This window comes from Streptococcus pseudopneumoniae (assembly GCF_038148955.1).
Lineage (GTDB): Bacteria > Bacillota > Bacilli > Lactobacillales > Streptococcaceae > Streptococcus > Streptococcus pseudopneumoniae_T.
Map to the genome: position 1 here is coordinate 42,404 of NZ_JBBJZY010000007.1, position 16,269 is coordinate 58,672.

Annotated in this window: 5 protein-coding genes; all 5 read left to right on the forward strand. The window is 38.3% G+C overall.

Annotated features, from left to right (window positions below; genetic code table 11):
- Positions 1–59 precede the first annotated feature (59 nt).
- The 5 genes from WKI23_RS03850 to WKI23_RS03870 all read left to right on the forward strand — a co-directional run bounded on the left by WKI23_RS03850 (position 60) and on the right by WKI23_RS03870 (position 16,248).
- The gene (locus WKI23_RS03850) at positions 60–947 is read left to right on the forward strand and encodes a diacylglycerol/lipid kinase family protein (RefSeq protein ID WP_175880736.1); all 888 of its coding nucleotides are present in this window, start codon (positions 60–62) and stop codon (positions 945–947) included.
- 199 nt (positions 948–1,146) lie between these two features.
- Positions 1,147–4,422, forward strand: a complete 3,276-nt coding sequence (rexB, locus tag WKI23_RS03855; RefSeq protein ID WP_368079009.1) for an ATP-dependent nuclease subunit B — start codon at positions 1,147–1,149, stop codon at positions 4,420–4,422.
- The gene (addA, locus tag WKI23_RS03860) at positions 4,419–8,069 is read left to right on the forward strand and encodes a helicase-exonuclease AddAB subunit AddA (protein ID WP_368079010.1); all 3,651 of its coding nucleotides are present in this window, start codon (positions 4,419–4,421) and stop codon (positions 8,067–8,069) included. The genes rexB and addA overlap by 4 nt, the downstream gene beginning before the upstream one ends.
- A 131-nt stretch (positions 8,070–8,200) precedes the next feature.
- Positions 8,201–9,379 (forward strand): hypothetical protein, encoded by a 1,179-nt coding sequence (locus WKI23_RS03865; RefSeq protein ID WP_368079011.1) that lies wholly within the window; start codon positions 8,201–8,203, stop codon positions 9,377–9,379.
- A gap of 200 nt (positions 9,380–9,579) precedes the next feature.
- Positions 9,580–16,248, forward strand: a complete 6,669-nt coding sequence (locus WKI23_RS03870) for a ZmpA/ZmpB/ZmpC family metallo-endopeptidase (protein WP_368079012.1) — start codon at positions 9,580–9,582, stop codon at positions 16,246–16,248.
- The last annotated feature ends 21 nt before the right edge of the window (positions 16,249–16,269 follow it).

Genomic DNA, 16,269 nt, shown 5'->3' on the forward strand with positions numbered 1-16,269 from the left:
ATGCTTTGATTTTCATCGAGAATAACCTTTCTATTTCAATTTTAAGGAGAAAATACAGAGTGAAAAAAATAATGCTAATTATCAATCCGACTTCTGGAGGAGAAAAAGCTTTAGATTACAAAGAGAAGTTGGAGAATAAAGCAAGAGAGTATTTTGATGATGTGGAAACTAAAATTACTCAAAAAGCCAAAGATGCGACAAATTTCGCAGAAGAAGCTGCTAGAGAAAGATATGAATCAATCCTAGTTTTTGGTGGAGATGGTACAGTCAATGAAGTCATTTCAGGGATTGCTGAAAGGGACTATATTCCTAAACTGGGAATTATACCAGGTGGTACTGGTAACCTGATTACAAAACTTTTAGAAATCAATCAAGATATTGACGGAGCTATTGAAGAGCTAGATTTCAATTTAACTGATAAGATTGATATCGGAAAAGCAAATGGTCACTATTTTGGATATATCTTTAGTATCGGGTCTCTCCCTGAAGCCATTCATAATGTTGAAATTGAAGATAAAACGAAATTTGGTATCTTGGCTTATGCAGTTAATACCATGAAGTCTGTCATGACAGATCAAGTCTTTAACATTAAAGTCGAAACCGAAAATGGAAATTACCTTGGGGAAGCAAGTCATGTTTTAGTACTTCTCACAAATTATTTTGCCGATAAAAAAATCTTTGAAGAAAACAAGGATGGATATGCAAATATTTTAATTTTGAAAGATGCTTCTATATTCTCTAAATTATCTTTGATTCCGGATTTGTTAAAAGGAGATCTTGTAGAGAATGAAAATATTGAATATATAAAGGCACGTACTATTAAAATTTCTTCTGATATCGAATTAGAGTCCGATGTTGATGGCGATAAATCAGATAATCTACCAGTCGACATCAAGGTACTAGGACAACACATTGAAGTCTACTCTGGGCCTAAGGAACAATCATAAAACTCAAAGCCTTATCACCGAGGCTTTTTTATTATGTGATTTTCAGTAGGCAGATTTATTCTATCTAATACAAGTAAAGCTGAGTATTTAAGATTTAGTAGATGATGAAGAAAAGAAAGGATGGCCTAAATATTTTAACAGATTTACGAGGCTAATAATGGTATAATAAAAGGTAATGAAAAATTCTAACGAGGCTGAGATGAAATTACTTTATACTGATATTCGGACTTCTTTGACAGAAATCCTAACCAGAGAGGCAGAAGAGCTAGTTGTTGCTGGCAAGCGAGTTTTCTATATCGCCCCCAACTCTCTTTCTTTTGAAAAAGAACGCGCCGTGCTGGAATGCTTGTCCCAGCAGGCTTCTTTTGCGATTACCGTCACGCGCTTTGCTCAAATGGCTCGTTACCTGGTCTTGAATGACTTGCCTGCTAAGACTAGTCTTGATGCTATCGGTCTTGGGATGGCTTTTTATAAGTGCCTTGCGGAACTTGATCCCAAGGACTTACGTGTTTATGGTGCGATTAAGCAGGATCCTCAATTTATCCAGCAGTTGATTGAGCTTTATCACGAGATGACGACTGCTCAGATGAGTTTTTTGGACTTGGAAAATTTGACAGATGAAGACAAGCGAGCAGATTTACTCTTGATTTTTGAGAAGGTAACGGCTTATCTCAATCAGAGGCAGTTGGCTCAGGGAAGTCAGTTGGCTCAATTGATTGAGGCTATTGAGAATAACAAGGTAAGTAGTGATTTTAATCAAATCGCCTTGGTTATTGATGGATTTACCCGTTTTTCTGCCGAGGAAGAGCGGATTGTGGACTTACTTCACGGCAAGGGTGTTGAGATTGTCATTGGGGCTTATGCTAGTAAGAAAGCTTATACCAGTCCCTTTAGCGAGGGTAATCTCTACCAAGCCAGTGTTGAGTTTCTCCATCATCTAGCCTCTAAATACCAAACACCTGCTCAGGACTGTTCTCAAACTCATGAGAAGATGGATAGTTTTGACAAGGCCTCTCGTTTGTTGGAGTCTTCTTATGACTTTTCAGAACTCGCTTTAGATGTCGATGAGAAAGACCGTGAAAATTTACAAATCTGGTCTTGTTTGACACAAAAGGAAGAGTTGGAGTTGGTAGCTCGTAGCATTCGTCAGAAATTACATGCCAATACAGACCTGAGCTACAAGCATTTTCGTATTCTCTTGGGGGATGTGGCTTCTTATCAGTTATCTCTCAAAACCATTTTTGACCAGTATCAGATTCCTTTTTATCTTGGTAGAAGCGAAGCTATGGCCCATCATCCCTTGACACAGTTTGTCGAGTCTATTTTGTCTTTAAAACGCTACCGTTTCCGTCAGGAGGATTTGATTAACCTTCTCAGAACTGGTTTGTATAGCGACCTTAGTCAGGCAGATATTGATGCATTTGAGCAATATATCCGCTATCTTGGCATCAATGGCTTGCCAGCCTTTCAGCAAACCTTCACCAAATCCCATCATGGAAAATTTGATTTAGGGCGTTTAAATGCTCTTCGTCTGCGTATTTTAGCCCCTCTTGAAACCCTATTTGCCAGCCGAAAGCAGAAGGCTGAAAATCTCTTACAAAAGTGGAATGTCTTTCTAAAAGAAGGTGCAGTAACCAAGCAACTGCAAAATTTGACAGCCACTATGGAAGCTGTAGAACAGGAAAGACAAGCCGAAGTTTGGAAGGCTTTCTGTCACGTTTTAGAACAATTTGCGACTGTTTTTGCTGGTTCGCAAGTTAGTCTGGAGGACTTCCTTGCTTTACTTCATTCTGGGATGAGCCTATCTCAGTATCGCACCATTCCAGCAACCGTAGACACCGTTCTGGTGCAAAGCTATGATTTGATTGCGCCACTTACAGCTGACTTTGTCTATGCCATTGGGCTGACTCAGGACAATTTACCAAAAATTGCGCAAAACACCAGTCTATTGACAGATGAAGAAAGACAAAGTCTAAATCAAGCGACTGTGGAGGGGGCGCAATTACTGATTGCAAGTAGTGAAAACCTCAAGAAAAATCGCTACACTATACTTTCCTTGGTCAATTCTGCTCGTAAGCAGTTGGTCTTGTCGGCTCCAAGCCTTTTTAATGAAAGTGAAAGTAAGGAATCTGCCTATCTTCAAGAGCTGGTCCATTTTGGATTTAGCAGGAAAGAGAAGAAAATGAATCACAAAGGGCTGTCTAAGGAAGATATGGGTTCATATCACAGTCTTTTGTCCAGTCTGGTTGCCTATCACCAGCAGGGCGAGACGAATGATAGTGAGCAAGATTTGACCTTTGTCAAGGTTCTGGCGCGTGTAATGGGTAAAAAACTAGACCAGCAAGGTTTGGAAAATCTAGCCCTCCCAACCAGTCCAAGCAGTAAGCAGTTGGCTAAGGACACCATACAAGCTCTCTATCCTACTGATCAGGAGTTTTACCTGTCCACCTCTGGTTTGACGGAGTTTTACCGGAACCAATACAGTTATTTCCTCCGTTATGTTCTAGGCTTACAGGAGGAATTGCGCCTGCGTCCAGATGCTCGTAGTCATGGGAATTTCTTGCACCGTATTTTTGAGCGGGCCTTGCAGTTACCTGACGAAGATTCCTTTGACCAACGTTTAGAACAAGCGATCCACGAAACCAGTCAAGAACGCGAATTTGAGGCTATTTATCAGGAAAGTTTGGAAGCCCAGTTTACCAAGGAAGTTCTACTTGATGTGGCGCGGACGACTGGCCACATTCTCCGTCACAATCCAGCTATCGAAACCATCAAAGAAGAGGCGAATTTCGGTGGAAAAGAGCAGGCCTTTATTCAATTGGATAATGGGCGCAGTGTCTTTGTACGAGGCAAGGTTGACCGCATTGACCGTTTGAAAGCTGATGGAGCGATAGGAGTAGTAGATTACAAGTCGAGTCTAACTCAGTTCCAGTTTCCTCATTTCTTTAATGGGCTCAATTCCCAACTTCCAACCTATCTAGCTGCCCTAAAAAGAGAAGGGGAGCAGAACTTTTTTGGTGCCATGTACTTGGAAATGGCCGAGCCAGTCCAATCTCTGATGGCCGTTAAAAGTCTGGCTGGAGCAGTAGCAGAAGCTAGCAAGTCTATGAAATACCAAGGCCTCTTTTTAGAAAAAGAAAGCAGTCATTTGGGCGAATTTTACAACAAAAACAAGGCAAATCAGCTGACAGATGAGGAATTTCAGCTCCTACTGGACTACAATGCCCATCTGTACAAGAAAGCGGCTGAGAAGATTTTGGCAGGGCAGTTTGCCATTAACCCTTATACTGAAAATGGCAGAAGCATTGCCCCATACGTCCAGCAACATCAAGCCATCACAGGATTTGAAGCCAATTACCACTTGGGCCAATCCCGTTTCCTAGAGAAGTTAGACTTGGCTGACGGCAAGCGTCTGGTCGGAGAAAAACTCAAGCAAGCTTGGTTTGAAAAAATAAGAGAGGAGTTGAATCGATGAAGCCTATTCCCTTTTTAACTGAGGAAGAAATTCAAAAACTGCAAGAAGTAGAAGCAAATTCGAGCAAGGAACAAAAGAAAACAGCCGAGCAAATCGAAGCGATCTACATTTCTGGTCAAAATATCCTGGTTTCAGCGTCGGCTGGTTCTGGGAAGACCTTTGTCATGGCCGAGCGTATTCTGGACCAGTTAGCGCGTGGTGTCGAAATTTCTCAACTCTTTATCTCAACCTTTACCGTTAAGGCTGCCACAGAGCTTAAGGAACGTTTGGAAAAGAAAATCAGCCAACAAATCCAAGAAAGTAGTGATGTTGACCTCAAACAACACTTAGGACGTCAGTTGGCAGACCTACCCAACGCTGCCATCGGAACCATGGACTCTTTTACACAAAAATTCCTTGGCAAACATGGCTATCTGATTGATATTGCGCCTAATTTCCGTATTTTACAAAACCAGAGCGAGGAACTCCTTCTAAAAAACGAAGTCTTTCATGAGGTTTTTGAAGCGCATTACCAAGGTAAACAGAAAGAGACCTTTAGTCATTTGCTGAAAAATTTTGCTGGGCGTGGCAAGGATGAACGTGGTCTGCGCCAGCAGGTCTATAAAATCTATGACTTCCTCCAATCCACCAGTAATCCTCAGAAATGGCTGAGTGAATCTTTCCTCAAAGGCTTTGAAACAGCTGATTTTACCAGTGAAAAAGAAAAACTGACCCAACAAATCCAGCAAGCACTTTGGGATTTGGAAAGCTTTTTCCGTTATCATCTGGATAATGATGCCAAGGAGTTTACAAAGGCTGCTTATCTAGAGAATGTTCAGTTGATTTTAGATGAAATTGGCTCCTTAAATCAAGAGTCCGATAGTCAGGCTTATCAATCAGTGCTTGCGCGTGTTGTCGCCATCTCTAAGGAGAAAAATGGTCGGGCTCTGACGAATGCCAGTCGTAAGGCTGATTTGAAGCCACTGGCGGATGCCTACAACGAAGAAAGAAAAGCCCAGTTTGCTAAACTAGGACAACTGTCAGACCAGATAACCATTCTCGACTATCAAGAACGTTATCATCAAGATACATGGGAGCTAGCTAAAACCTTCCAATTTTTCGTGCGTGATTTTGTGGAGGCTTATCGTCAGCGTAAACGTCAGGAAAACGCCTTTGAATTCGCTGATATCAGCCATTACACCATTGAGATTTTAGAGAATTTCCCGCAAGTTTGTGAGGCTTATCAGGAGCGCTTCCATGAAGTCATGGTCGATGAGTATCAGGATACCAACCATATTCAAGAACGAATGCTGGAATTGCTGTCTAATGGTCACAATCGCTTTATGGTGGGAGATATCAAGCAATCTATCTATCGTTTCCGTCAGGCAGACCCGCAGATTTTCAATGAAAAGTTCCAACGCTATGCGCAAAATCCAAAAGATGGCAAGCTCATTCTCCTCAAAGAAAATTTCCGTAGTAGTTCAGAAGTGCTGTCAGCAACCAATGATGTTTTTGCACGCCTTATGGATCAAGAGGTTGGGGAAATAAACTATGACAGCATGCATCAGCTTGTTTTTGCCAATAGCAAACTGACTCCCAATCCAGACAACAAGGCGGAATTTCTCCTCTACGACAAGGACGACACAGGTGAGGAAGAAGAGAGTCAAACAGAAACGAAACTAACAGGCGAAATGCGCTTGGTTATCAAGGAGATTCTGAAACTTCATCAGGAACAAGGTGTTGCCTTTAAAGAAATCGCCCTTCTGACCTCCAGCCGCAGTCGTAATGACCAGATTCTACTCGCTCTGTCTGAGTATGGGATCCCTGTCAAAACCGACGGAGAGCAAAACAATTATCTCCAGTCCCTAGAAGTGCAAGTTATGCTGGACACCCTTCGTGTCATTCACAATCCCCTGCAAGACTATGCCTTGGTTGCCCTTATGAAGTCTCCAATGTTTGGCTTTGATGAGGACGAGTTAGCACGTTTGTCCCTTCAGAAAGCAGAGGATAAAATCCAAGAAAATCTCTATGAGAAACTAGTAAATGCTCAAAAACAGGCGAGTAGCCAGAAAAAATTGATTCACACAGCTCTAGCTGAAAAACTAGAGCAATTCACGGATATCTTGGCTTCTTGGCGTTTGTATGCCAAAACCCACTCCCTCTATGACCTGATTTGGAAGATTTACAACGACCGTTTTTATTATGACTATGTTGGAGCTTTGCCAAATGGTCCTGCTAGACAGGCCAATCTCTATGCCCTAGCACTGCGTGCTGATCAGTTTGAAAAGAGCAATTTCAAAGGTTTGTCGCGTTTTATTCGTATGATTGACCAAGTTTTAGAAGCCCAGCACGATTTGGCAAGCGTGGCTGTCGCACCGCCAAAAGATGCAGTAGAGCTCATGACCATTCACAAGAGTAAAGGGCTGGAGTTTCCTTACGTCTTTATCCTCAATATGGATCAAGATTTCAACAAGCAAGACTCTATGTCAGAAGTCATTCTCAGTCGTCAGAATGGTCTTGGTGTCAAGTATATTGCCAAAATGGAGACAGGAGCAGTGGAAGCACACTATCCTAAAACCATCAAGCTCTCTATTCCTAGCCTGACCTATAGGCAGAATGAAGAGGAATTACAGCTAGCAAGCTATTCAGAGCAGATGCGTCTGCTGTATGTTGCCATGACGAGGGCTGAGAAAAAGCTTTATCTTATCGGTAAAGGTTCTCGTGAAAAGTTGGAAGCCAAGCAATACCCAGTAGCTAAAAATGGGAAACTAAATAGCAATACTAGACTGCAAGCACGGAATTTCCAAGATTGGATTTGGGCTATCAGCAAAGTGTTTGTCAAGGATCATCTCAACTTTAGCTATCGTTTTGTTGGTGAAGATCAACTGACTAGAGAAGCTATCGGAGAGTTGGAAAACAAAAGTCCTCTCCAAGATAGCTCCCAAGCAGACAATCGCCAGTCTGAAACTATTAAAGAAGCCCTTGAAATGCTGAAAGAGGTGGAAGTCTATAATACTCTTCACCGTGCAGCCATTGAACTTCCTAGTGTTCAAACCCCAAGTCAAATTAAGAAATTCTACGAACCCGTTATGGATATGGGAGGTGTCGAGATTGCAGGTCAAGGTCAGTCAGTAGACAAGAAAATCAGCTTTGATTTACCAGATTTTTCAAGCAAAGAAAAGATAACAGGAGCTGAGATTGGTAGTGCTACCCACGAACTCATGCAGAGAATAGACCTCAGCCAGCAACCAACCCTTGCCAGCCTGACAGAAACTCTCAGACAAGTTCAAACCAGCCCAGCTGTCAGAGACAAGATTAATCTTTCGAAAATTCTTGCATTCTTTGACACAGAACTCGGTCAGGAAATTCTTGCTAATACCGACCATCTCTACCGCGAGCAACCCTTCTCCATGCTCAAACGAGATCAAAAGAGTCAGGAAGACTTTGTTGTCCGTGGTATCCTTGATGGCTATCTGCTTTACGAGGATAAAATCGTTCTGTTCGACTATAAGACAGACCGCTATGATGAACCAAGTCAACTCATAGACCGCTATCGTGGTCAGTTAGCCCTATACGGAGAGGCTTTATCTCGAGCCTATTCGATTGAAAATATTGAGAAATACTTGATTTTACTAGGTAAAGACGAGGTTCAAGTTGTAAAAGTATAATTTATACTCTTCGAAAATCTCTTCAAACCACGTCAGCTTTATCTGCAACCTCAAAACTGTGTTTTGAGCAGCCTGCGGCTAGCTTCCTAGTTTGCTCTTTGATTTTCATTGAATATTAGAAAGGAGACTTCATGACACTTCCAGTTAGAAAATCCCTGCATGATGCAGTTTTACAGGCTTCAAAAGCTGATACTTGGGAACAAGCTACCAAGGAATGGAATGAAGTTTCCTTGATTTTTAACGGTATTGGACGTAGCAATTGTGTCTGTGGAAATGCCATCAAGTACGCCTACGAACTCTTTAACGGTGTCACAGGTCAACGCCTCTTTCCAATTGGTAGCGACTGTGTTCGTCATTTTCATCGATTGTCCCTTGACCAGCAACTGGAAGAGGAAGAAAAACTGCTCAGAAAGGTTGAAAATCTGACCAGAAAAGCCCATAAAAAGGAGAAAATCAAGGTCAATAAAAGTGACTTTGACGAGAGACTTTTAAAATGGCTCTGGGAAAAAGATGTTTTCAAACCCAATCGTGGCAATCAGTTCTCACCTGAGAGAGACTACCAGCTTTTCCTAGAAGTCTTTCAAGGAGGAAGTTGGACCAAGGCGGAGCCAAAGAAAAAAGCTCGGATGGAAGAAGTCCTTGAAAAGTGTATCAAACCCTTTTTACTTGGGAAATCGGATGACCAACTCTACCTTGTCAAACTAGGTAAGGAGAAAATTGACTACGAACAAGAACTCCGTATCCAGGCAGAGAAAGAACGCAAGAAGAGGGATAAAATCGCCAAGCAATATGCAGACAATCTGGTTCTAGCTATGGGCCCAGCAGAGCGTGCTTATCAAGATTACTTTGGATTTACAGAGACCCTGACTCAAGAAGAACGTAAGTGGGAGAAAATTCTTTTTGGTAAAAATAGAACAGAACGGGCTATCAAGGCCAAGCAATATCAAAAAGAGCTGGAAAAAGACCAACGAATTGCCAGTCAGGATCCAATTGAAAGAAAGCAGAAGCAGACCTGGCTCCTCAATTCCTATTTTCGTGAGCTCCCTGAAGAAAAAGCACGATTTTCTCGGCTCTTATTAGAATATCGAAAGAGTGGAGAAGTGCCATTTTCAACCGAATATCTGTCAGATCATCTGCTCGACTTTTTCTATACAATGAAAGCCTTTGAGTTTGAAATCGCACCAGAACAAGTTCGAGATTTTCTAAAAGAAAGCCTTCAAGCAGAGAATCTATCATCAGCACAAGAAAGCTGGATAGAAGGAATTCTCCTCAACTGCATCAAACCATTTTTAGAACGATTAGTGATATGAGTAACATCTACCGTGGAAGTTTCATGGTAGGTATTATTTTATCCAAAAAAATATAAAACAAAGTATGAAAACGCTACTAAATTTTAAGACTTTTCGGTAAATAAAGAGTATAATTAAGGTATACTGCCTTTTTTATAGATAATACACTAATATAATAAAGGTCTTTGTAACATTTATAAATTGTATTTCAAGGAGGAATCATGGGAAAGTATTTTGGTGAAAAACAAGAACGTTTTTCATTTAGAAAATTATCAGTAGGACTTGTATCTGCAACGATTTCAAGTTTATTTTTTATGTCTGTATTAGCTAGTTCATCTGTAGATGCTCAAGAGACTAAAGGTGTTCACTATAAATATGTAACAGATTCAGAGCTATCATCAGAAGAAAAGAATCAGCTCGTTTATGATATTCCGACATACGTGGAGAATGATGATGAGACTTATTATCTTGTTTATAAATTAAATTCTCAAAATCAACTGGGAGAATTGCCAAATACTGGAAGCAAGAATGAGATGCAAGCCCTAGTTGCTGGTGCTAGCTTAGCTGCTCTGGGGATTTTAATTTTTGCTGTCTCTAAGAAAAAGGTCAAGAATAAAACGGTATTACATTTAGTATTGGTTGCAGGAATAGGAAATGGTGTCCTAATTTCAGCTCATGCTTTAGAAAATCATCTTTTGCTGAATTACAATACGGACTATGAATTGACCTCTGGAGAAAAATTACCTCTTCCTAAAGAGATTTCAGGTTACACTTATATTGGATATATCAAAGAAGGAAAAACAACTTCTGATTTTGAAGTAAGTAATCAAAAGAGTTCAGTTGCCACTCCTACAAAACAACAAAAGGTGGATTATAGTGTTACACCGAATTTTGTAGAAAATCCATCAACAGTACAAGCTATTCAGGAACAAACACCTATTTCTTCAACTAAGCCGACAGAAGTTCAAGTAGTTGAAAAACCTCTTTCTACAGAATTAACAAATCCAAGAAAAGAAGAGAAACAATCTTCAGATTCTCAAGCACAGTTGGCAGAACATGAGAATCCAGAAACGAAGAAAGAGGAGAAGATTTCTCCAAAAGAAAAGACTGGGGTAAATACATTAAATCCACAGGATGAAGTTTTATCAGGTCAGTTGAACAAACCTGAACTCTTATATCGTGAGGAAACTATAGAGACAAAAATAGATTTTCAAGAAGAAGTTCAGGAGAATCCTGATTTAGCTGAAGGAGCTGTAAGAGTCAAACAAGAAGGTAAATTAGGTAAGAAAGTTGAAGTCATCAGAATATTCTCTGTAAATAAGGAAGAGGTTTCACGAGAAATTGTTTCAACTTCAACGACTGCGCCTGTTCCAAGAGTAGTCGAAAAAGGTACTAAAAAAGCTCAAGTTATAAAGGAACAACCTGAAACTGGTGTAGAACATAAGGACGTACAGTCTGGAGCTATTGTTGAACCCGCAATTCAGCCTGAATTACCAGAAGCAGTTGTAACAGATAAAGGCGAACCTGCAATCCAACCAGCATTGCCAGAAGCTGTAGTAAGTGATAAAGGAGAACCTGAACAGGTAGCACCGCTTCCAGAATATACAGGAGTTCAGGCTGGCGCTGTAGTCGAACCTGAGCAAGTGGCACCACTACCAGAATACACAGGTCCACAGTCTGGAGCGATAGTCGAGCCAGAGCAGATAGCACCGCTACCTGAATATACAGGAGTTCAGGCCGGAGCGATAGTTGAACCTGAAAAAGTTGAACCTGAATATGCTGGAGTACAAGCTGGAGCTATTGTTGAACCAGAGCAGATAGCACCCCTACCAGAATACACAGGAGTAAAGGCTGGCGCTATTGTTGAACCAGAGCAGGTAGTACCACTACCAGAATACATAGGTCCACAGGCAGGAGCAATAGTAGAACCAGAAAAAGTAACTCCACAACCAGAGTACAAGGGGACTCAGTCTAGTGCCATCGTCGAACCAGAGACCCATGCTTCCTTACCAGAATATACAGGTGAGCAATCGGGAGCTGTTGTAGCCCCTGAGACAGCTGAAAAACCAGAATATACCAGCACCCAGTCTGGAGCGATAGTAGAACCAGAAAAAGAGGAAGCTCCGAGAGAATATACGGGTATACAAGCTGGAGCAATAGTAGAACCAGAAAAAGCCGAAGCACCGAAAGAGTACACAGGGGTGCAAGCCGGAGCGATAGTCGAGCCAGAGAAAGTAGAAGCACCGAAAGAATATACTGGTAAAATCGAACAACCTAGTGCAGAAGATACTAAACCAAATAATGAAAATACTAATACACCAGAAGAAATGAGTATTCAGAAAAAATCTAGTGCATTAATTAATATGAACTTTATTACAGATTCGTCGAAGGTTACTGGAGTAGGATCAGCTACTTTTATTGCACCAAATGTACTTTTAACAGTAGCACATAATTTCATTAATAATTCTACTGATAATACTACGGGCGAATTTAGAGGTGATAAATCTAAAAACGTATATGAGTGGGTGACTCCTGATGGACAAAAAGGAACATTTACTGCTAACAATATTCATTTTTATAATAAAAAAGATTATCCAAAAGGATTTATCTATGATTTAGCAGTGATTAAGCTACCTGAAACAACTGGCAGAGAACATGTAGAATTAGTTAAAAATTATTCGAAAGTAAACCTTAATGACAAACTAAATGTTCATGGATATCCAGCTGGGAAATATACGCACTTAAAAGATGCTACGGTAGAAATGGAACAAGAATACGCGAATAACACCTACGGTGTTCAATATCAAGGTGGAAATCCTGGTATGAGTGGTGGAGGAATATTTAATGCTAATGGTGAAGTCATTGGTGTCCACCAAAATGGAGCACAAAATCGCTCAGGCGGATTGATTTTATCTCCTACACAATTAGCTTGGATTAAGAGCATTATAGCAGGTAATGAGATTACCCCAGTATACGATAAACTTTATCGTCATAAAGATGAGAAAAAAGATGACGCTAAAGATGAAAAAGAAGTTATTAAGAAATTAGAACTTAGAAATATATCTTCTGTAGAACTATATTCAAAAGATGGTAATAAGTATCGACATGTAACTTCACTTGCTTCTTTACCAAGTAATGCAGAAAATTACTTTATGAAAGTTAAATCAGAGAACTTTAAAGATGTGATGCTACCAGTTACAAGCATTACTAATGATACTAAAGATAATAGAGATGTTTATAAGATAGTAGCGAGTGCAAATAATCTGATACATCATGAAAATAATAATGTACTAGAAAATTATACTTACTATTTACCAAAAACTCAGCAAAGTGAAACTGGTGTCTATACATCATTTAAAAATTTAGTAGATGCAATGAATAGCAATCCTAATGGCACATTCCGTTTAGGTGCAACTATGGATGCTCGTGAAGTTGAACTTCCAGATGGTCAAGAAAGTTATGTGAATAATGTATTCCATGGAACATTAGTAGGAACAAATAATGAGAAATATTACGCTATTTATAATTTGAAAAAACCATTATTTGGGGGATTAAATGGTGCTACAGTAGAAAAACTTTCACTAAAAGATGTCAATATTTCAGCAAAAGAAGATGCTGCAACACTTGCAAAAGAAGCGAATAGCAATACCCATATTGATAATGTTCATGCTGATGGAGCAATAGCTGGGGAACATGGAATTGGAGGATTAGTATCACAAGTTAATAATTCTACTATTTCTAACAGTAGCTATACAGGTAGAATAACTAATACATATAAAACAGTTGCTAGTTATCAAATCGGAGGTTTAGTAGGTAAACTTTCTGGTTCGAGGGGATTAATAGATAAGTCGTTCGCATCAATTGATTTAGCATCAAACGCAACTAAAGGTGATCAATCTATTGGTGGAATAGTTGGTGCAGTAGAAGATAGTGCACTAATTAGTAATAGTTATGCTGAAGGAAATCTTAATAATGTTCAACGTTTTGCAAACGTTGGTGGAGTAGTTGGTAATCTTTGGGATCCAGCTGGAGGATTAGAAAAATCTGGTCGACTTTCTAATGTACTAAGCGACGTTAATGTTACAAACGGTAATGCTATAACTGGAAAAGATTTCACTAACATGAAAGCAAATCATGTATATAGCAACAAAAATAATAAGGTTGTAAACGTAGTACAAGAAGATGATGAAATCTTAACTAAGGATTCTGATGTTCAAAGAGGAGAAGTATTAGAAGACGCACAAATTAGAGAGAAAAAAGCTGCTTTTGTATCTAAAAATACTACTAAAACAGAAGATTTTAACTTCTCTTCTAGATATGTAACTGACTATAGAAGTCTTGAGAATGCTGATTCATCAAAAGAAAAAGTATATAAAAATATAGAAAAACTATTACCATTCTATAATAGAGAAACGATAGTTAAGTACGGGAATTTAGTAGAGACAAGTAGTAATCTTTATAATAAAGAATTATTGTCAGTGGTTCCTATGAAAGATAATGAAGTAATTAGTGATATTAACAAAAACAAAGAAAGTATAAATAAACTGTTACTATATTACACGGACAATACATCAGAGACAAAAAATATAGAATATCAAAGTGATTTTTCAAGTGTAGCAGAGTATAGAATAGGCGGTACAAATTTAATTTACACACCGAATACATTACTTCGCAATTATAATAATATTTTAGGAGAAGTTTTACCAGCATTAAATAGTGTAGAATACAAATCAGACGCAATTAGAAAAGTATTAGATGTTTCTAATGATGTTAGCTTAACGGAGTTATATTTAGAAGATCAATTCAATACTACAAAAACTAATTTGAAAGATAGTTTGACGAAACTTCTTACTGCAGATGCTGCAATAGCAGAAAATAACAATAAGGTAATAGATAATTATGTAATTGAAAAAATTAAAAACAATAAGGAAGCATTACTTCTAGGATTAACATACTTAGAGCGTTGGTACAATTTCAAATATGGTGAAACAAAAGCGAAAGATTTAGTTATGTACCACTTGGATTTCTTTGGTAAATCAAATAGTTCAGCGTTAGATAATGTTATCGAATTAGGTAAATCTGGATTTAATAATTTACTAGCGAAAAATAATGTTATAACTTATAACGTTTTATTAGCAAAAAATTATAAAACTAATAATTTATTTGATGCATTAGAAAAATATAGAAAAGCTTTTGTACCAGATAAAACAAATAACGAGTGGTTTAAAGAACAAACTAAAGCCTATATTGTAGAAGAAAAATCTACAATTAAAGAGGTAAGTGATAAGCAATCAATAGCTGGTAGTCCATATTCAATTGGAGTATATGATAGATTAACTAGCCCATCTTGGAAATACCCAAGTATGGTGTTGCCGCTATTAACATTACCTGAAAAATCGGTGTTTATTATATCCAACATTTCGACTATAGGTTTCGGTGCTTATGATAGATATAGAAGCAAAGAACATCCAGCAGGAACTAATTTAAATGACTATGTTGAAACAAAAGCAAGAGAAGCGGCTGCTAGATTTAGAGATCACTACGATTATTGGTATAAAATTCTAGATAATGAAAATAAAGAAAAATTATATAGAAGTGTTCTAGTTTATGATGCATTTAGATTTGGTACAGATGATAAAGGCGAAAAAGATACATACCAAGCAACTTTTGAAACTAATCATCAAGCAATAAAACATTTCTTCGGTCCGGCAGGAAATAATGTTGTTCATAATTCTAATGGAGCATACGCTACAGGGGATGCATTCTATTATATGGCTTATCGTATGCTTGATAAAGATGGTGCGGTAACTTATACACATGAAATGACACATAACTCAGATAGAGAAATTTATCTTGGAGGCTATGGAAGAAGAAATGGACTTGGACCAGAATTTTATGCAAAAGGATTATTACAAGCTCCGGATCATCCAAATGATCCTACTATTACGATTAACTCTATATTGAAGTATGAAGAATCAGAAGATCCAACTAGACTTCAGGTGAAAGATCCTACAAAACGATTTAATAATGCAGAAGATTTGCAAAAATATATGCATAATATGTTTGATGTAATTTATATGCTAGAATATCTAGAAGGTAATGCTGTTGTTAACTTAGATATTTCTAAGAAAAATGAGTTGTTGAGAAAAATAGAAAATAAATTTGAACCGGATCCAGACGGAAGTAAAGTATATGCAACTAATACTATTCGTTACTTAAATGAAAGTGAACTTAGCAAATTAACGACATTTAATAGTCTAATTGAAAATGATGTTATTACAAGAAGAGGATATGAAAATGACAATGATAATACCTTTAAACGAAATGGCTATTATACAATTAAACTATTTTCACCAATATATTCTGCTCTAAGTAATGATAAAGGAACTCCGGGTGATTTAATGGGACGTCGTATGGCGTTCGAGTTGTTAGCTGCAAAAGGATTTAAAGATGGAATGGTACCATATATTTCTAATCAATACGCAGAAGAAGCAAAAGCTAAAGGTAAAGTGATTAAGTCATATGGTAAGGAAGTTGGTAATGTAACTGATGAGTTAGTACTTCAAAAAATATTTAATAATCGTTACTCATCTTGGGTAGAATTTAAAAAAGCAATGTATGAAGAGCGAAAAGCTAAATTTAATAAATTAATGAGCATTAGCTTCATTAACCCAAATGGAAATTGGTTCAGAAAAGATAGAGTGACAATAAAAAATATAGAAGATCTTCAAAGTATGATAACTGCTACTGTCAAAGCTGATGCAGAGGATGAACGTGTAAATATTTATCCTGAATATAGTAGAGTTCTTAAACTGAAAAAAGCAATCTTTAAAGCTTATCTTGACCAAACTGATGATTTTAGAAGTTCAATTTTTGAAAATAAAAAATAGTGTTTACTATTAGGAAATAAA